Source organism: Planctomycetota bacterium (assembly GCA_035384565.1).
Classification (GTDB): domain Bacteria; phylum Planctomycetota; class PUPC01; order DSUN01; family DSUN01; genus DAOOIT01.
Map to the genome: position 1 here is coordinate 1 of DAOOIT010000088.1, position 19,649 is coordinate 19,649.

Here is a 19,649-nt window from a genome sequence, read left to right on the forward strand (position 1 = left end):
ACAGTCGAAGGAATCCTCGGAAACTTTGGCCCTGTTCTAGCGTTGTAGTGCTAGGCCGCCAGACCCCTAAAGGGGCTTACTGGATGTCGCAGGTCTCAGCCGCTGTCGCGTCGAATCGCACGACCAGCACCCGGCGGTTGACGCTGTCCGACACGTAGAGCCGCCCATCCGCCTCTGCGTAGTCGCACTCGGTGGGCCAGGCGAAGGCGATCTCGGGCTCCGGCACACGGCTCCCCGGGCCGGCGGAGTCGGCATTCCCGTACGCCCCGATGCGCGCCAGCCGGTTGCCGGCAGCGTCCACCATCTCCACCGACGAGTAGAAGGCGCTCGGCGCGTAGACCCGGCCGTAGGGGTCAGCGTCCAGTTGCGATTGCAGGCACTCGCAGCCGTCGTCGCCCGTGAATCCGTCGAAGGAATGCGGGATGATCCCGATGCCCGGGTAGCGCCACTTAGCCCCCACCACCTTCACATCCCAGGCGAGGTAGCCCGACTTGTAGGACACCGCATCGGCTGGGGCGTTGGGCAGCGCCAGGCTCTCGTCAATGAAGGGGGCCTTGGGGCTGAAGTTCCCGTAGATCCGGCCGCCCTCGGGACCGAACTTGAAGATCGCCCCCAGGTGGAAGAGGTACGGGTTGGCGTACAGGTAGCTCCAGGGCGGTTGGCGGTCGGCCTTGCGGTAGTAGCTCCAGGCGAGAGCCGGCACCGCCTTGGCGAAGTCGGCTGGGATGGGCTCCGCGGCGGGCTTGAGGTTCATGCCCAGGTACACGTTGCCGCGGTTATCCACGCCGATGCCGGAGTCGCCGCTGCCCGCCCCGTTGATCAGAGCGGCCTTCTTGAGCGTGCCGTCGGGCCCCCAGACGTCCACGGTGGCCACGCACGCATGGTCGGGCGAGCGGCGCACGTAGAGGTCGCCGTTGGGGGCGATGCAGTGGCCGCGCAGCCCCATGTCGGGGCCGTAGCCCCGGAACTTGACGGCCAGCTTGTTCGTGCCGGTGGCCGGGAACGGCAGCGGCTTGCCCTGCGGGTCCACGCGCACCAGGGCATTCGAGCCGTAGCCGCCCATCAGGTAGATGTTGCCCTCGCGGTCCACTGCGAGGTCGTTCCCTGGCAGGCGGAAGCGGCTGGCCTTGCCCGTCGTGAGGTCAATGAGCGCGTGCCCCGTCCCATGCTCGCCGACGATGACGCGCTTGCGCGGTGGGTCGGCGGCAAGGAAGCTGGGCCAGTGCAGCCCGCCCGCCTCCCCGACCGGCTCGCCGATGCTCAGTCTCGCGCCTTCGTCGGTGATCGGCACAAGGTCGTTGGGGCGGCCATAGCCTGTGTACAGCGACACCCACAGGCGGGGCGGGGTGGCCGAGGCGTCGAGGGCCATGAACTCGGCGGCGCGCTTCTTGACCTCGAACTCCAGCCGCGCCAGCTCCCGCGGGGCCTCGCCCTTCCAGGGCGCGAGCTTGAGGATGCGGCTGGTGACGGGGTCGGCGTCCTTGGCCGTCATGAGGTCATAGGAGCGCGCGCCCTTGCGGCAGAGGAGGTAGAGTTCGCCGCCCGGGCCCACCGCAATCTGCTCGGGCGAGGGCGCGGGGAACGCGCCCAGCCGCTTGCCGTCCTGCGAGTGCACCTTGACCCGGTTGTTCCCTCGGTCGCACACGTACAGTCGCCCCTCGGCGTCGAAGGCCAGGCCCTGGGGATCGTTGAACTCGTCGTCGCCGGCGCCCGGCTCCTTGCGCCCGAGCCAGGGCTCGCCAAGCTCCTGGTCGGTCCACCGGAGCCTGTAGACGCCGTGGTGCCGCTCGCCTTTCTCGAAGTAGGCCCGTCTCATGTCCTGCACGAGGTAGATCCACTGCCCGTCGGGGCTGACGGCCAGGCGGTCCATGCCGATGGCATAGCCTTCGCCGGCGCCGCCCAGGAAGCCGCGAGCCTTGCGGATCCGCGGCCCCACGAAGCCGGTCTTCTCGGGGGCGCCCCCGTCCGGATGGAAGGCGAGCAGGTGGCGCGCGGGGCCGTGGTTGCACATCGAGCCAATGGCGCTCGCCGCCAGCAGATAGCCGTCCGGGTGCCAGGCCATCGTCTGGCCGCGGATCCCGGCCACCAGCGGATAGAGGCTGTGGGCCTGCCCGTTGAAGACCAGCGGCTGGCGCCGGCCATCAATCTTCACGTGGCCCACGGGCTCGGTGCGCGCCTCGGCAGTGTTCGCCGCGTACGGCATGATGGTGCGCAGGTACTTGCCTCGACGGTCGAGCACGCGCAACTCCGCACGGCCGCGGAAGGGATCCGCCAGCAGGACGAAGAGTTCGCCGCTCGGGCTGGCCGTCAGCGCGCAGATCTCGCCGCTGAGGGTGTTGTCGTTCCTCCCGAGGATCCCGTCCAGCCTCGGCTGGAGGCCCAGGCGCACCCGCACCTTGAAGGGGCCGCCGGCCGCGGGCCTGCCGCCGTCGTCCTTCCCGTCCCACAACAGTTCCTGGGACAACGAGCCCGGCTTGAATGGCTCAGGCGCGTTCGCGCCCAGGAGGCCGGCAGCGAGGTGACGGGCCACGCCTCCCCCGCCATCCAGCACAGCCACCTCCGAGTCGGTCGGCGCGGAGACCGAGAAGGAGATTCTCACACCCGCCCCGTCCCGGGCGGCGGTCGGTCTGGTCGCGAACCCGACCTCCCCCGCCGACGCCATCGCCAGGGCGAGAACTGACACGGCACCCGCCAGGCACGTCCACGAGATCACTCGACTCATCCGAGGGCTTCCTCTTCAGATTGGCACGCGGCACCGGGCTCCCGGGCCTGATGGTACCCAGCGAGAACGAGAGTGTCAAGCACTGGCGTCACGACGTCCGCCGCCGTGGCCCGAGTCGCCGGATCGAGGACCGAAGGCGAGCGGAGGAGGCCGGCCCTATCTCGCCCTTTCGGGGCTGAACCCGTGAATCCTGCTGAACCCAGGGGGTTGCTTCCTTGTCCCTACGCTCCGCACCTCTTCCTCGTCCCTACGCTCCGCACCTCTTCCTCGTCCCTACGCTCCGCGTGGGGACGCGCTCTTGGCCGCTCTGCGGCCCTCTTCGCCTTCCTGAAAGAAGGGACGCCGGGGCGTCCACATCTCCGCCCCCACGCGGAGCGTAGGGGCGAGAAGAGGAAGGTGTGCGCCCCCACGCGAGGTCTTCAGGCTCCGGAGAGAACAACCCCGTCTGCAATTCCGGCCCACACCCCCTTTCTTGACCGCGCAGGGCGGCCCTGGTACAATGGCCGTTGTGAGGTGACCATGCCCGGGACAGCCGCGGGGCAGGCATCTGTGCACAGAGCCTGCCCCATTCTGCCAAGGAGAGGCCCGTGAAGCCCGAACGCCTGAGAGACCTCTCGCCCGATCGCCGCACCGCCATCCTGAAGCGCTCGATGGAGGACGTCTCGGCCATCTTCGCCGACATGCGGGCGATCTGCGTGGACATCGCCAAGCGCGGCGATGCCGTGATCCTGGAGCACTATGCGAAGTACAAGCAGGGCATCACGCCGGCCGACTTCGTCGTGACCCGCGACGAGATCGAGGCGGCCTACCGCAAGGTGAGCCCCGATATCGTCGCCAAGCTGCGGTTCGCAGCGGCGAACATCGAGAAGTTCCACCTCGCGCAGCGCGAGCGCGAAATGTGGAGCATCGAGATTGCCCCGGGCATCCTGGCGGGCCGCGTGGTGCGGCCGATGGAGATCGCCGGCTGCTACGTGCCGGGCGGCCGCGCGGCCTATCCGTCCAGCGTGCTCATGACCGTCATCCCCGCCAAAGCCGCGGGCGTGCCGCGCATCGTGGCCTGCACCCCGCCCGGCGAGGGCATGACGGCCAACGAGGTGAGCCTCGTGGCCGCCGACCTCTCGGGCGTGCAGCAGATGTTCAAGATCGGCGGCCCCTGGGCCGTGGGCGCCATGGCCTACGGCACCGCCACCGTGCCCAAGGTCAGCAAGATCGTCGGACCCGGCAACCGCTACGTCACCGCCGCCAAGATGGCCGTCTTCGGCGAGGTGGACATTGATTCGCCCGCCGGCCCCAGCGAAATCCTCATCCTGGCCGACGACTCGGCCAACCCCCGTTGGATGGCCATTGACTTCATCTCGCAGGTCGAGCACGACCCAGACGCGGCGGCGGCCCTCGTGACCCCCTCGGCCCGCTTCGCCCAGGCCGTGTGCGACGAGATCAACCGGGCGCTGGACACCGTGCCCCGCAAGGAGATCGTGGCCAAGGCCCTCGAAGACAACTCGGCCGTGCTCGTGGCCGACTCGATGGACGAGGCGATCGCGTTCACCAACGACTACGCGGCGGAGCACCTGGAGGTGGTGACCGCCGACCCGATCTCGCTCCTGCCCCGCATCCAGCACGCGGGCAGCATCTTCCTCGGCCCGTATGCGCCCGTGCCGGCGGGCGACTACGCCAGCGGCACCAACCACGTGCTGCCCACGGGCCAGTGCGCCAAGATGTTCAGCGGCCTGAGCATAGACGACTTCCTCAAGAAGCCCACCTTCCAGTACCTCACGCGCGAGGGCCTGGCGCACCTGCGCGATGCCGTCATCGCCCTGGCCGAGGCCGAGGGCCTGCCGGTGCACGCGCAGACCATCCGCGAGCGGTTCGAGGGATAGGTCTTCGGGCGCTCAGCCCGGCGGGGCGCCGGCGTGGCCCTTCTTCGGCCTCAGGCGCATGGCTACCACCACGTCGCCGCCCACCTGGCAGCGGCGCTCGATAGTCGCCTCGAACTCGCCCAGGGCGGCCAGCACCCGGTCCGGCTCGCCCTCCACGAGCACCAGGCCGTTGGGCTGGCGGCGCAGGTAGGCGTGGACGTCCTCCGCCGAGGCCAGCGTCACGATCGGCACCCGCCCGTAGAACGACAGGGCCGATGCCTCCTTGAGCGCCCCGCCGTCGAGCTGGATCGTCGCCACCACCTCCCCTGCCTCCTGGCGGGTCTCCTGATCGAGCCAGGCGCCGTCGGCCTTGGCCGACAGCGGGTCGTCCATCAGCGGCAGCGCCCAGGCGAGAGCGACCAGGTACGTGAGGCCCATGCCCACGGCCACGGCGGCGAGGGCGGGCGCGGGCTGGCGCTTGCGCAGGCGCACAGCGGCGTATGCTCCAACCGCCGCCAACATTGCGGCGGCCACCAGGCCGGGCGCCATCAGGTCGCGGTAGTCGCCCAAACGGGACCCCGCAAACGGCAGGACGCACAGCCCCGCGAGCCCCGCTGCCAGCACGCCCGCCACGGTGGGCCACAGCACCAGCCGCCACGACAGACGCCGCTCACGCCAGGGGGCATCCAGCAGTCGGGTGATGGCGTACCCAATCAACACCGCGGCCATGGGATACAGCGGCAGAATGTAGACCTGCCGCTTCGAGCGTGAGATGGTGAAGAACACGAAGATGAGCGCGAACCACAGGAATGCAAGGCCGAGGGGCCGGTCGGCGTTTCGCCGCGCCTCACGCCACGCGGCCACGAGGCCCAACGGCAGGAACAGCGCCCACGGGGCGAGGCTGTCCCAGATGTTAATGAAGTAGTAGTAGGGCGGCCGCAGGTGCAAGTGGCCGGTGAGGAATCGGCCCACGTTCTGCTTGAAGATGAAGTAGAGCAGGTTCGACGCGCCGGCGGCCTGTGCATAGGCGACCGCCCATGCCACGAACAGGCAGGAGCCCGCCGCGGCCAGCGCCGTCACGCGGACGGCTCCCCGCCACTCGCGGCGGACCAGGTGGTCCAGGCCCAGCACCCCCGCCGGCAGCACGATGCCGGCAGGGCCTTTGACCAGCGACGCCACGCCCATCAGCAACGCGGTGCCCACCCAGCCGACCGCCCGGTCCCGCGCGCACGACGCCGTGCGCGCCAGGTCGTAGACGATGATCGCTGACCCGATAAGGAAGGCGAACGGCATGTCGAGGTGCATGTTCACGGCCTGCCACACGAAGTAGTAGGCCGTGCCCAGCACGGCCACGGTCCAACAGGCCACGCGCGGCCCCAGGCGCCGCTGTGTCCACACGCCGGTCACAATGAGCAGGCCGATGGCCGACAGCATGGTGGGCAGCCGCAGAACCCACTCGCTCTGGCCGCCCAAGACTCCCGCCGCCGAGGTGAGCCAGAAGAACAGCGGCGGATAGTCGGGGAACTCGCGCCCGTAGAGGAACAGCCGCAGGGCATCGCCCGAGGCGATCATGTGCTGCGTGATCTGCGCCATGTCGGGCTCGTCGGGGTACCAGAAGTCACGCTGAATCCCGCCCACCAGGTAGAGTGCCGACAGCCCGGCAACCAGCAGCCACCATCGGGTCATTCCGTGCTCTCTGCCAAGAAGGATGCGCGCACGCCTCAATTGCTCAGATTGTATCACACGCCCGGCGCCCGGACAAGCGGGGGGCTGCCGGTGGCTCGCCTTGACGGAGAAGCCCCTGCCCGGGGCCGCATCCCCGAGTCAGGGGCTTCTGCCCGCTGCCCATAGGGCCTTCCGTCACTTCGCGGGCTCCCAGCCGCGGTAGGTCACTTCGAACCACAGTTCGTCGCTCGGCAGGCTGAGGATCTTCTCGAGCTGGAAGAGCTTGCCGTTGATCGGCAGCCGCACGCGGATCGGCTCGGCCCCGGCTGCCTTGGCCTCTTGCTCGACGCGCGCCTGGACCTGCTCTTCCATCTGCTGCGCCTGCTGTTGGGCGTCGTGCGGCACCACAATGCGCTCGGGCCCGGTGGCCAGCGCGGCGAACTTCTCGACCTCGCGCAGCGGCCCGGCAAACGTGCTCTTGCCGAGCAGCCACGTGCGGTAGTGCCCCTCGATCGGCAGGTAGTAGTTGTACATCACGTGCATCGTCGGCGCGTCCATCTGTGGGAGGTCAACGCGCAGGCTGCCCCTCTTGGGCGCCGCCGTGGCCGGGGCCTCCACGTACACGATGTCCACCGGGAACGAGGCCAGCTCCTGCGCGCCGCTGGCGCTGCGGATGAGCGGGATGAGGACGTTGCCCTTGTCGTCTCTCGCCGGCGTGGCCGTGTTGCCGCTGACTTCGGCCGACCAGATCGTGGCGCCCTCGGGCATCTTGAGGCGGAGGAACTGGTTGCGGTTGTTGCGCACGCTGTAGACCACTTTGGTGATCCGCCGCCCGTCGTTGAGCTGCATGCCGGTGAAGAGCGCGCTGTCCACGATGGTCACCAGCACGCCCACCTCGTCGTGCCGCTTGACCGTGAGCGGAATGGTGAAGGTGTCGCCCACGTAGCGGAAGCCGAGCAGGATCGGCTGCTTGGTCATGGCCACCAGTTCGGACGGGAGCTGCCGCACGTCCACCGGTCGGGCGCCTTCCACCTTGTCGCTCGTGATCTCGACGTTGGTGACCGCCACCACGCCGATGAAGCCCTTCTCGCGCTCGACTCCGACCGTGCGGATGACGGGCGCTTCCACGCTGTCCTTCACCGCCCGCTCGAAGCTGACGGTGAGCTGCTGGGCGCCGATCACCTCGCCGCGGAACACCACCGTCAGTTCGCCCGGGGCGGCGACCCGCCAGTCCTGCAAGTTCGCGCCGGTCACGGTGAGGATGCTGGTGTCGGAGGGCACCTTGAGCTTCAGTTCGCGCACCGGCGTGTGCAGGATGTTGTAGTTCACGGTCTCCTGGCACAGCAGCACGCCTTCGGCGACGGCGACCATGGTGTTCGTCTCGGCGTAGAGCTTGGGCGGCACGGCCTCGGCCTTGGGCAGCGCGCGCTCCCACGTGACCGTGAGCGGCACCCCGCTGGCGATGGCCGCGGCCACCTGCGTCTTGCCCGCCGCCGTTTTGACAAGCTGCGACTGGGCGCCCGCCACCCTCACGTCCACGTTCTCGCGCGCCACCACCAGGTCGAGGATGCTCGCGCCCGGGGTCACGCGCTGGAACGTCACGCGGTTGATCCCCGCGTCCTTCTCCACGGCGACCGAGAACTCGACCGCGACGTCCACCGTGCCCGTCTTGTCGGTGAGGATTTCATAGGCCTGGCCGCTGCTGTTCAGGAACACGCCGGCCGGCAGGGTGCTCCTGGTGATCGCCACAGTGCCGGGCAGGACGGGGATGCGGGTCCACGCCCTCTCCCGGAGGATGTCGGCCTTGAGCTTGAGCGTGAGCGTCGCCCCGTCGTCCGTCAGGTCGCCCGTGAACTGGCACGACGAGACGACGTAGTCGGTCGGCGGCGGCGTGGCGGCCTTGCCGGCCCTCTGCTGGATGGACCACTCGAGCAGGGCCTTGAACTCGGTCCACGGCAGGTCCACCGTGGCGGCCTGGCCCATCTTCTCGACCTTCACGCCGAGAAGGTTCTGGACCTCGGCCCAGGGGATGGTGAGGATGCCGCCGCCCCCGCCGGCCGGGTCGTAGCCCGTGATCTTCACGAACTGGTCCCAGCTCAGCGTCACCTCGCCCTTCTCGCGCGAAGGGGCTGCGGCCGGCTCGCCCGCCTCCAGCGCCGACGCCGCCAGCACGGCCACCGCGGCCGCCATTGCTACCATCGCCATTCGCCGCATTGTTGGCCTCCTTTCAGGTAGGGTGTGCATACCTGCACACCATCTTCTGTTTGTGCGTGCATGGATGCACGCCTACCGGGAATAGCGGTAGCTCGCCCTCAGCACCAGCTCATCGCCCGGCTCGACGAGGGTCTTCTCGAACTTCACCAGCCGCCCCGCACGCGGCACGGCAATCTCCTGCGCCGTCACCACGAACGGGAACGGGTTCCTCGGCTCGGTCCAGTGCTGCATCGGGTTCGCCTGCACGGCGGTGAGGTAGCCGCCGTTGTTGATGACGAGATACTGCTGATGCAGCAGGTCAATGGGGTTGCCGTTCACATCGAGGGTATTGCCGACCTCGCCGGCGAAGCGCACGTTGCACGTCATGCCGTTGGGGAGCCAGGCATCGGTGCCTACGATGGTCTCCTGAGCGTTGGGGTTCGCCGCCACGCGGCCCCGCTTCTTCGCCGCGTCGAGTTCCAGCAGGGTGCGAAGCTGCGCCTCGTCCACCACGGCGAACGACACGCCGTTGCTGCCGACGGTGAAGCTGATGCCCAGGCCGTTCGCCTCGTCGGGCGTGCAGTTCAGGTTGATGCCGTTCACCTGCACCTTCTGCGCCCTGTTGATCGCCAGCTTCTCCGCGAAGTCGTCGAAGAGCGCGGCGCCGCCGCTTCGCACGACGCCTGAGTCCTCCACCGCCGTCTCACCGCGGGGCGAGGTCAAGGCCCAGCCGTAGTTGCGCGTCACGAAGGTCTGGAATCGCCTGTCGCGCAGCAGTTCGTCCGTCTCATCATCCCCGCCGAAGAACTGCTCCTCCAACGGCTTCTTTCCGAGGCCTCTTGCCTGCTGGGTGGCGATCCGGCGGCCCCACTCCACCTGCGCGCCGCGGGCGCGGCGGAGTTCCGAGACAAGAGCCTCGATCCGTTTGTGCCCCTCAGGCGTGTGCCGCACCTCGATCCTGCCGTTTCGGTAGGTCACCGCGTAATCGTCGCCGTCCACGTCTTGCGGCTTCTTCTCGCCCTCGGTCTCCCACGTGCCGGGCGCGATGCTCTTCTTGATGAAATCAACGAGCTTCTCGCCCGTCAGCGGCTCGCCCTTGTCTTCCTCGTCGCCGCCGAAGAACTCCTGGGCCATCTCCTGCCCTCCGCCGCCGCGAGTCGAATAGCCCGCATCGGCCGCCAACGCCTGCTGGCGGCTCCGGAGCTTGTTGATGTCCAGCGTCAGGTCGCTCACGTCGTAGGCCCGCACCGCCGGCTTGTCGGGCCGCCGCGACGGCGTCTCAGGCGTTGTCGAGCGGCCCGGGCCGGGCGGCTCGGGCTTCGGCGGAGGGGTCAGACGCACCGCTCGATCCTCGACCGTCTTCGTCAGGCCGTCGGGCTGCTCGCGCCCGCGGAGACGCCGCCCGTCGAGCTCCTCGGCCTTCTGCTTCACGGCCTCGAGGGCGAGCGACGTGATTTCGCGCTGAAGCGCCACGCCGCCGAGATCGGTCTGTTGCTGGATCTGTTTGGCTTCCCTCAGTGCCTCGTCATAGCGCCCCTTGCCCTTGAGTTCCTGGACCTTCTTGAGGGATTTCTGGACCTCCTGGACTTCGCCCGCGCGGATTCTGGACAGTTCTTCGCGGGCGAGGCGCAGGCGGGCGTCTTGCTCGGACTCGCTCGCGCCCTGCTCCACGAGCTGTTGGCCGAGGGCCGCGGCGGCCTCGAGGTTGGCCTTGGCATCCTGGAGGTTCCCCGAGCGCGAGGCGGCGAGGCCCTTTTCGAGATACTCGCGCTGCTCCTCGACGAGGCCCCTCTGCTCGGCCTGAATCTCGCGCTTCACCTGGAGGCCCGCCGCCTTCTCGGCCTGGGACTTCGGGCCGTCGGCCGCCTTGCCCTCGCCCGTGGTGAGCTTGATGTTTTCGAGGAGCTTCCGCGCGTTCTCGGCCTCGAACGACTTCGGGTTGAGGGCGAGCACTTGTTCCAGACTCTTTCGCGCGTTCGCGTAGTCCTGTCGGTCGTAGAAGTCGCGCCCGGAGCGGTAGTAGTTCTTCCAGAGCAATGCCTTCACGGGGGCGTTGATGGTCGCTGGCATCTCCTGCGCCTGCGGCGGGGCTTGGCCCTGCGGCGGCGCGAAGGGCTGGTTCGCGGGCGGGGCTTCAGAGACGGGCTCTTTCGCGGGCGGTGCCGGCTTGGGGGCCGCCGTCTCCCGTTTGCCCCCGAGGCCTGAGCCCAGGAAGCCCAGAAGGGCGAGCCTCGACCTCCGCCTGCCTGGCTCCTCGGGCTTCTCCTCGGGCTCGGGCGAGACAGGGATGTCCTCGATGGCCACCTCGTGGTCTTCTGTTGCGGCCGGCACCGGGCGTGCCTTGGGGCGGTAGCCTTCGGCGGCCACGCCCAAGCCGTAGTCGAGGCTCGCGGTGGCCGTCTCGTTCGAGTACTTCTCCACCTGTCGGAGCGGGCCGGCCCAGCGCTTGACCCGCATCGTTTCGGGCAGGTAGGTTTCGCACCAGGCGTAGGCGATGGGCACGTCAATGCGCGGCAGCGGCAGGGCGATCTCGCCGCGGCGCGGCATTGTGGGCGGCGTGTCCTCACGCCGCGTACCGCGGGACGGGGACGTCCCGCCCACAACGTCCAGGCGGCACAGGAACACCACGTCCACGGGGAATGTCACGAGTCCCTTCACGCTGGCGAGCGAGCGCACGAGCGGCACGAGATACGTGTTCGGGGCGTCGGGCGCCGCCGTGAGGGCCTTCGACTCCTCGTTGACCCGCGCCTGAAGCACCAGCGCGCCGGGCGGCAGTTCGAGGCGCAGGAACTGGCGGGTGCGGTTGCGCAGCTCGTAGCTCGCCCTGCAAACGAGTGCGCCGTCGGGGCGGAAGGTGAGCTCGTAGTGGGCGAGATCGGCGATGGACTCCTGGAGAGCGAATTCGCCGAGGTTGAGCAGTTCGGCCTGGGCGGACCAGGCCCGCGCGGTGATCTGGCAGGCGATGGCCGGCGCGCCCGCCAGCAGGGCGCGGGCCGAGGCCGGGATGTCGCCCAGCGCGATCTGGCGCAGGCCGCTCAGCGTTCCCGCGAGCACTTCGGTGGCGCCGGCCGTGCTCGTGACCACCAGCGTGCCGCCAGCCCAGTGGCCATCGGTGATCGCCAGTTCGCCGAGTCGCTGGGTCGCCTCCTTCGCCAACGCCATCTCGCAGGCCACGCGCAGGCGCGTGCGCTCGCGCACCTTGCCCCGCAGGAACACCACGGCCCGGCCCCCCGCCACCTGCGTCTCGCGGACGTCGGGGCCGGTGATTGCCAGGCGCTCGGCCGCGGGCGGCAGCGAAAGCTCCAGGCGGTCGCTCACCCCGCCGATGATCGCCACGTCGAGGTCCGCCACCACCTGCTGCACCGCGGCGTCGAGGTTCCACGCGACGTTGCCCTTCAAGGCATAGCGCGGTGGCCGGTCGGTCACCGGCAGCGGCGGGCCGTACGCCAGACTCAGGCGCGACCGCGGCGTGAGCGCGAGCTGGCCATGCGTGCCCCTCCCCGCCTCGCCCCGCAGCGTGAGCGGAATGCGCTCTCCCGCCGCCGCATTCCTCGACTGGCCCTGCGCTTCGCCGGAGTCGGGCGCGACAGTCAGTTCCCAGGGGTCGGGCGATTCGAATCGCACGCGCGTCGCCACGCTGCGCGGGATGGACAGGGTGAGCGAGCGGCCCGAGGCCGTTGACTCTCTGAGGGCGATCCGCGCCGAGACCACGTGTTCACCCGCCTGCGCGGGTGTGTAGCACAGCCAGGCCCCCTGGGTCGCCAGCGTGGCCGGCCGGCCACCCACGAGCACCTCGTCCCACGCCAGCGCCGACGTCAGCGCCGGCACGTTCGAGCAGCGCTCGGCGTCGAGCACCTGAAGCCGCAACGTGACCTCCAGAAGCGGCTTGCGGTCGGCCGGCACGGTGAGCGCGTAGACGCCCTCCACCGCGATCACCGGGACAGGCGGGACCCGCCTCGGCGGCTCGACCGTCTCGCGGACGTACTGCTCCCACACGGGCCGGGCGACCCGGAAGTGCGCATCTTCGAGGAGCCGCGACCGCGCGATCAGTTCCCGGACCAGCGCCTCGCGCTCCGCTTCGCCCGCGCGCGGCCCCTCGCCGCCGACAGCGCACAAGCCAAGCGCCGCCAGGAACATGCAGCCGTACCGCAGATGAGGCATCGTGCACCCCGCAGGCACCGAGCGCAGGAAGCGATCCGATGCGAGCATCCTATCAGCCCGCCGCGCTCCATTCAACTGCTTTCCGCCCAAGTTACGTTGGCGTTACAAGAACCACTCTCCGCCTCGCGCGTCTAAAGGGGTGTGGGGAAGTTGCGCCCGCCGCGGCATCCCAGGAGGCGCCCAATGAATAGGCCAGCAGCGTCCGGTGTTCCCACGCTCCTCGTCCTCGCTCTTGCATTGGCCGCCGCGCCTGCGACCGCCCGTGAGTTCGCCCCCGAGGATGACAACGAGGTAACCCGGTTCCTGGGCCGCCTGCTCGTCCACGCCCCCGAGCATTTCCGCGGCCTCACGCTGTTCGCGCTCGAACTGCGTGCGGCAGAGGACGATGCGGAGTATCTGACTCTCGACGACGCCCTCCGCCACGGCATCCTCCGGGTCCTCGACACCGGGGTGGTCGAGCGCGTGACGATGGAGAATCTCTCCCGCCGCGACTGGGTGTTCGTCATGGCGGGCGAGGTCATCGGCGGCGGCAAACAGAACCGCATGGTCCGCGAGGACGTGCTCCTCGCCCCCGACATGCGCGTCACCGTGCCCACCTACTGCGTCGAGCAGGGCCGCTGGCGCGGCGAGGACAGGTTCAGCGGCGGCAAGTTCCTGTCCAACTACGCCCTGCGCCAGAAGGCCATGGCCGCCGCACCGCAGGCCGAGGTCTGGGGTCAGGTCGAGGCCGACCAGCACCGCTTCCGCGTCGAGTCAGCCACCAAGGACTTTGAGGCCGTAGCCGGCAGCCCGGCGGTCTCGCGCGAGCTGGGCGCCTACCACGACGCCTTCCGCCGCCTGTGGCGCCCGCGCATCGTCGGCTTCGTCGTCGCCCAGGGAGGCCAGATCGTCGGCGCTGATGCCTTCTGCAACCCTCGTCTCTTCAACAGTTTACGCGGCAAGCTCCTCGACTCCTACGCCTTCGACTGCGTCGGACGCTTCGACCGCGTCCGCCCACCCGACTTGCGTCAGGAAGACGCCCGCGACTTCATGGCCCGAACCTACGCCGCACGCTTCCGCAACCAGGGCACCCCCGGGGCCGGCTCGTCGCTCGCGTTCAGCGGCAACGGCATCGAGGGGTCCGCTCTTCTCAACCGTAACGCCGTTCTACACTTACACGCCACGCCAGGCTACCGCATCCTGCCCCCTCCCCGCCCCATCCCGATCGAGCCGATGCCCCTCCCGGAGCCCAGAGAGAGGTAGACGTGCGCAGGGACGCAGGCGAGGGCGCGCGGTCGCGCCTATCCGCTCTCTTTCCGGCGGGGGTTACGGGGAACCGGCTTTCCTGTTCATTCGGCTGAAGTGCTACGCCCATGCTATATCAGTCCTGAAAGGGAGGAAGTGATTCAGCATGGGTAGATGGGCGAGAATTGGCGATTCTCGCGGCTCTGGCCATTCCTGCTCATCTGGGGGATGAGCAAGTATGTGGCTGGGGAGGCCAGGAGAGCGTAAGGCTTTGCAGCATATAAGTTTAGGTGGTGGAACCACCGGCGTCGGAGCGCCCCTCCAAGGCCGCTGCCCCACCAAGAGGGCTGAGCCCCGATGAGCCCTGCCTATTCCTTCTCGTAGGCCGCCTGCCGGGTGTTGATCGCCCGGAGGCGGGCCAGATCGTACTTGAGTTGGCGGTCGTAGAAGACGATGCCGTTCTGCTCCTGCTCGACATCGGTGAGTTGGGTGTAGCAGAAGCCGAACATGTGGGGGTTGTCGAGGAGGACATCGGTGAGGGCTTTGTAGCGCTCGAAGAACTGCTCCATCGAGATGGTTTCGCCGCCGTAGCCCCAGCCCTGGCCCACGTCGCGGCCGGTCTCGAAGCGGATGCCGCCGTATTCGCTGACGAAGTAGGGCTGGCCGCGATAGGCGCTGCGCGGGTCCTCCTGGTTGTTGCTCCAGGGGGTCCTGCTGGTGACGGCGGGGTCGGCGAAGCGCTGGGCGAACTCGGCGGGCTTCTGGCAGTAGTCGTGGCAGTCGTAGATGTCGGTCTCGGGGTAGAGGTGCACGTAGCCGCTGGTGTCGAGGAAGGGTCGCGTGGGGTCGAGGGTTTGTGTGACGGCGAAGAGGCGCTGGGCGGAGGCGTGGCATTCGTCCTTGCGGGTCTCGTTGAGGGGGCACCAGCCGACGATCGAGGGGTGGTTGCGGTCGCGGACGACCACGGAGCGCCACTCGTGGAGGGCGTGGGCGAGGGCCTCGTGGGATTCGCGGTTGAGGCCCCAGTCGGCGTATTCGCCCCAGGCGAGGTAGCCGAGGCGGTCGGCCCAGTAGAGGAAGCGGGGCTCGAAGACCTTCTGGTGGAGGCGCGCGCCGTTGAAGCCGGCGGCCATGGAGATTTCGATGTCGCGGCGCAGGGCCTCGTCGGTGGGCGCGGTGTAGATGCCGTCGGGGTAGAAGCCCTGGTCGAGCACGAGGCGCTGGAAGACGGGCCGGCCGTTGATGAGGAAGCGGTGGCCGTCGAGGGCCAGCTTGCGCAGGCCGAAGTAGGAGCGCACGGTGTCAATCGGCTCGCCGTCCCTCTCGATCTCGATGAGGAGGTCGTAGAGGGCGGGTTCGCCGGGGAACCAGGGGTTGATTTCGGAGAGTTCGAGGACGCCGAGGGTGGAGCGCCAGGCGGCGCCGACGGCTTCCTCGCCGATGATCTCGTCGTCGAGGGTGGCGGTGAGGCGGACTTCGACGCCGTCGGTCGGGCCGTCCACGTGGGCGTTGAAGAACACGCGGCCTGTGTCGAGGTCGGGGTAGAGGGCGAGGTCGCGGAGGCAGGTTTCGCCCACGGCCTCGAGCCAGACGGTCTGCCAGATGCCGGTGGTGCGGGTGTAATGGCAGCCGTGGCTTTCGGGCTTGTGGCTCTGCTTGCCGGTGGCTTGGAGGCCGGAGCGGGTGCGGTCGGTGACGTGGAGCACGAGCTCGTTGTCGCCCGGCCGCGCGGCGCGGGTGATGTCGAAGGTGAAGGGCGAGTAGCCGCCGCGATGCTCGCCCACGAACGCTCCGTTCACCCAGGCGCGGGCGTGCCAGTCCACGGCGCCGAAGTGCAGGAGCAGGCGTTTGCCGCGCTTGGAGGCGGGCACCTGGAAGGTGCGGCGATACCACACGTGCTCCATGAAGTCGGTGCGGCCGATGCCGGAGAGCCGGCTCTCGGGGCAGAAGGGCACGAGGATGGTCTGGGCGAGGTCGCGGCCCGTGATGAGGCCGCGGGACTCGCCGTCGCCGGCGTCGTCCACCTCGAACTGCCAGACGCCGTTGAGGTTCAGCCATTCGTCGCGCTGGAAGTCGGGCCGCGGGTGTTCGGGGCGGGGCAGGTCGCCGGGGTGGGCGGTCATTCGGGGGCTCCTGGGAGTTGCGGACTGGGGAATCCGGATTGCGGATTGAACGGACCAACGCACCGGGGCTCGCCGCCTGGCCGAATTCCGCAATCCGAAATCCGCGTTTCGCAGTCGGGGATCACGGCTTGGCCTTTTCCTGAGGGTCTTCGGGGTCGGTGAGCTCGACTTCGCCGCCGAGGAGGGCGAGTTCGGGCAGGGGGGCGGGAACGTAGAGGCGCACGTTGTCGAAGACGCACTCGCCGCCTTCGACGAGGAAGCCGATGCGGCCCGAGGCCGCGGCTCCCGTCACCCCGTCGGCGACGAGCTGCTCGTTGACGTAGCACTCGAAGGTATTCCCGAGGCAGCGCACGGCGACGCGATAGAGCTTGCCGACGTCTACGGGGAACCGCTGGCCGCCGAGGTAGAGCGGCTCCTGGCGGGTGTAGCGGAACTTCACGCCGGCGACGGAGCCTGTGGGCATGAGCGAGTAGCCGGTGGCTCCGCCGACACAGAGCAGGCTGTGGGTTCCGCTGAGGAGGCAGTAGAGGAAGTGGCCGCCGCCCTCGCCGCGCGCCTGCTCGCGAAAGACGGCGCCGAAGCGGAACGAGCGCGCGTCGGACGAGTTGCCGGTGTCGAACGTCAGGAGGAAATCGCGGGTGCCCTGAGGGGCGGCGGACTGCATGAAGATCTGGCCGAGGTCGCGGCGGAGCGCCTTGCAGGTGAGGCGCCCGCCGAGGACGCGCCAGGTGCCGCTCTCGACGTCCCAACGGTCGAGCTTGGGGGAATCGAAATTCTCGACGAAGTATGGCTTGCCGTGCTCCTTGAGCCAGTCGGCGAGTTTCACCACATCGGGGTGCCCCGCGTCGAGGGTCTGGGCGAAGCCGAGCAGTTCGGCCGCGCGGGCGAAGTCGGCCACGCGACAGGCGGCAACGGTCTGGCCGAGGAGCACCTGGAGGCTGCTCTCGATCACGCGGGCCGCGTCGGGGCTGTCGGGCTTGAGCTTCTGGGCCTCGGTGAGGAGCTGGCGGGCCGCCTTGTAGTCGGCCGCCTCGCACTTCTGGCGGGCGGCGGCGATGGCCCGCCGGAAGGCGGGCATGCCCGACAGGTCAATGAGGGCGGCCAGGTCGGCGGCGTCGGCCCCGGCCGCCTTGGCGGCGGCCAGCTCCTTGTGGGCGAGCGGCAGGTCCGGCTCGGCGTCGAAGGCCGCGAAGAGGGCGAGGACGAGGTGGCCGTCGGCATCCTCGGGCTTCAGGCCCGCCCGCGCGAGCGCAAACAGGCTGGTGGCTTCCAGAGTGGCGAGCTTGCTGCCCGTGGCCGCGGCGCCGATGCTGAGCCAGAGGGAGTCGCCCTTGACGCCCTGTATCTTGCCCGTGACTCCGCCTCTGGCGGTGAAGGGCTTGCCGGCCATGGCCTCGGCGCCGGCCGCCACGAGCGCCCAGAGGCGCGGCAGAAGCTCCGCGGCCCGAACGACCGCCTGCGCGCGCTGGCGGCTCTCGCCGTCGCCGGCCGCGGCCAGGCCGGCCCGGGCGGCCTCGAGGGCCGCGTCGTAGCTCCGCTTCGCCCACAGCGGCCGGATGCCGGCCAGCAGCTCCTCGGCCCGGCTGGGTTCGGCCTTGACCACGCGAGGCGGGGCGAACACGAGCCGCCGCAGATGCACGCTGCGCACCGCCGCGACCGCCCGCCACGAGAGCACGCCCAGCGGGGCGAACTCGGCCGCCCACTCGGGCAAGGCGAACTCGTGCCCCGCTCGGGGAATCTCGAGCAGAGTCTTGCCATCCACCTTCGCCTCGATGCGGGTAGCCGTGACCCGCACGCTGGCCTTGTACCAGCGGTCATTCTCGAACGATGCGTCGCGGCGCGTCTCGTTGCGGGGCAGCGACTGGCCGTCCACGGTGTCGAGGCCGCTTCCCGTGTTGCCGCCGAGGATGAGTGCGCACGCCGTATCGCCCACGGGGAACGCGAGCGTGGCGAAGGCGCCCTGCCCCTGCACCCGCATCACTTCGGCGGTGAGCTCATAGCCCTCGCGCGGAGTCTCGCGCGTCCAGACGATGCCCGCGACCTTCTTGCCACCGTCAATCTCCAGGCGGCCGTTCGCGAGCGACACGCTGGGGCCTTTGCGGCCCTCCGAGGTCGGGTCCACGATCCGCCAGCCGGCCAGGCTGGCGCCGTCGAAAAGCGTGCCGTCCTTGGCCTCCGCGGGGGTGCCCTGCTTGGGTGGTGCCTTCGGCTCGGGCTCGGCCTTCACGCTGGGGGTCGGCTGGGAGGGCGGCTCGGCCTTTGGCGGCTCGGGCACGAGGGGCTCGGCCTCGGGCGCCTTTGCGGCCTTCGGGGGCGGCTTGGGGGCGAGCATCGCCTCGGTGTGCTGGAGGAGTTCGGTGATGTCGGCCTTGTTCTCGGCGTAGAAGGCGGTGCCCGCGTAATCGGCCTCAAGCTCTCTGAGCAGGTCCTTCGCCTCGCTCCACTTGCCCAGCGCGGCCCGCCGCGACGCCAGGGCGAGCAGTTCGCCGGCCCGGTCCTCGCGCTTCTCGGCCTCGTTGGCCCTGGGCGCCTGCGGGGGCGGCTGGGCAACGGGGCGCTCGCTGGGCCGCCGCGAGCCGAGCAGCACGATCGCGGCCCCGATGCCCACGAGGAGCAGCACAATGGCCGCGGCCAGCACCTGGGGGCTCGGAGCGTGCCGCGCCCGCCGCGCGGGGTGCCGCTCGTGCGCGTGCGCCAGGGCGCCGGGCGCGACGGCGGCCTGAAGCGCCGCGTGGAACTCGGCCACGCTGCCGAAACGCTCGTCGGGCGACGCGGCGAGGGCCGTGGCGATCACCTTGTCCACCGTCACGGGCACGCCGTCGGCGAGCTGGCTGGCCCGCTTGTAGTGGCCGATGGGCAGTTCGCCCGTGAGCATCTCGTACAACGTCACGCCGAGGGCGTAGATGTCGGCGCGGTGGTCCGCGCTGCCGGCGTCGCGCACCTGTTCGGGGGCCATGTAGTGCGCCGTGCCCATGCGGGTCTGGGCCATCGTGAGCCGCTGCGGGGCCGCTGCGTCGTCGCCCGTGATGCGCGCGATGCCGAAGTCGGCCAGCTTCGCCTCGCCCGAGGGCGTCAAAAGGATGTTCTCGGGCTTGATGTCGCGGTGCAGCACCTTCTGGCCGTGCGCGTATTCCAGGCCCGCGGCGGCCTGGTGGAAGATGCGCAGCGCCTCGTGGAGCGGCAGCTTGCCCTCGCGCCGGAGGCGGTCGCGCAGGCTCTCGCCGCTCACGAACTCCATCACGAGGAAGTAGGTGCCGCCCTCGACGCCCTTGTCGAGGATGTTCACGATGTTGGCGTGGGAGAGCTGGGCCAGGGCCGTGGCCTCGCGGTCGAACCGCTCGACGAACGACGGGCGGTGCGCGAGACGCTCGGCCAGCACTTTGAGGGCCACGGGGCGGTCGAGCGAGAGCTGCGTGGCGCGGTACACGGCCGCCATGCCGCCGCGGCCGACGAGGCTCTCCACGCGACAGCCCCCGACCACGTCGCCCGGCTGGAGGCCCACCCGCTCGGCCTTCGCCAGGTCCACCCGGCCGCCGCAATGCGGACACCGCCCCTGGCCCGCCGTCGTGCCGTCGGGGGCGTTCAGCACTTTCCCGCAGCGCGGGCACTTGATGCTGACCAATGCGAGGCCTCCGCCCGCCCGGTGCACTGCTAGGAGCCTGTCCAAGAATCCGCGTGGGACTGCGACGCCCGCGATTCTGGCCG

The 19,649-nt window shown here is 69.8% G+C and carries 8 protein-coding genes; 2 read left to right on the forward strand and 6 right to left on the reverse strand.

Features of this window, described 5'->3' with window-relative positions; genetic code table 11:
• Positions 1 to 76: 76 nt before the first annotated feature.
• Positions 77 to 2,722 carry a hypothetical protein gene (locus PLE19_21390; protein HPD17499.1) on the reverse strand — a complete coding sequence of 882 codons (2,646 nt, stop codon included), beginning with the start codon at positions 2,720 to 2,722 and terminating at the stop codon, positions 77 to 79.
• A gap of 587 nt (positions 2,723 to 3,309) precedes the next feature.
• Between PLE19_21390 and hisD the strand changes: the two genes are divergently transcribed.
• Positions 3,310 to 4,599, forward strand: a complete 1,290-nt coding sequence (gene hisD, locus PLE19_21395; GenBank protein HPD17500.1) for a histidinol dehydrogenase — start codon at positions 3,310 to 3,312, stop codon at positions 4,597 to 4,599.
• A 12-nt stretch (positions 4,600 to 4,611) separates the two neighbouring features.
• Here the strand turns inward: hisD and PLE19_21400 are convergent, their stop codons facing one another.
• The 3 genes from PLE19_21400 to PLE19_21410 all read right to left on the reverse strand — a co-directional run bounded on the left by PLE19_21400 (position 4,612) and on the right by PLE19_21410 (position 12,597).
• Positions 4,612 to 6,264, reverse strand: a complete 1,653-nt coding sequence (locus PLE19_21400) for a glycosyltransferase family 39 protein (GenBank protein HPD17501.1) — start codon at positions 6,262 to 6,264, stop codon at positions 4,612 to 4,614.
• 174 nt (positions 6,265 to 6,438) lie between these two features.
• Positions 6,439 to 8,457, reverse strand: a complete 2,019-nt coding sequence (locus PLE19_21405) for a hypothetical protein (protein HPD17502.1) — start codon at positions 8,455 to 8,457, stop codon at positions 6,439 to 6,441.
• Positions 8,458 to 8,529: 72 nt separating this feature from the next.
• Positions 8,530 to 12,597, reverse strand: a complete 4,068-nt coding sequence (locus PLE19_21410) for a hypothetical protein (protein HPD17503.1) — start codon at positions 12,595 to 12,597, stop codon at positions 8,530 to 8,532.
• Positions 12,598 to 12,780: 183 nt separating this feature from the next.
• Between PLE19_21410 and PLE19_21415 the strand changes: the two genes are divergently transcribed.
• The gene (locus tag PLE19_21415) at positions 12,781 to 13,839 is read left to right on the forward strand and encodes a hypothetical protein (GenBank protein HPD17504.1); all 1,059 of its coding nucleotides are present in this window, start codon (positions 12,781 to 12,783) and stop codon (positions 13,837 to 13,839) included.
• Positions 13,840 to 14,189: 350 nt separating this feature from the next.
• Here PLE19_21415 and PLE19_21420 read toward each other — a convergent pair whose 3' ends face one another.
• Positions 14,190 to 15,944: a glycoside hydrolase family 2 TIM barrel-domain containing protein gene (locus PLE19_21420; GenBank protein ID HPD17505.1), complete on the reverse strand. Its 1,755-nt coding sequence runs from the start codon at positions 15,942 to 15,944 to the stop codon at positions 14,190 to 14,192.
• Positions 15,945 to 16,065: 121 nt separating this feature from the next.
• Positions 16,066 to 19,566 (reverse strand): protein kinase, encoded by a 3,501-nt coding sequence (locus PLE19_21425; protein HPD17506.1) that lies wholly within the window; start codon positions 19,564 to 19,566, stop codon positions 16,066 to 16,068.
• Between the last annotated feature and the right edge of the window lie 83 nt (positions 19,567 to 19,649).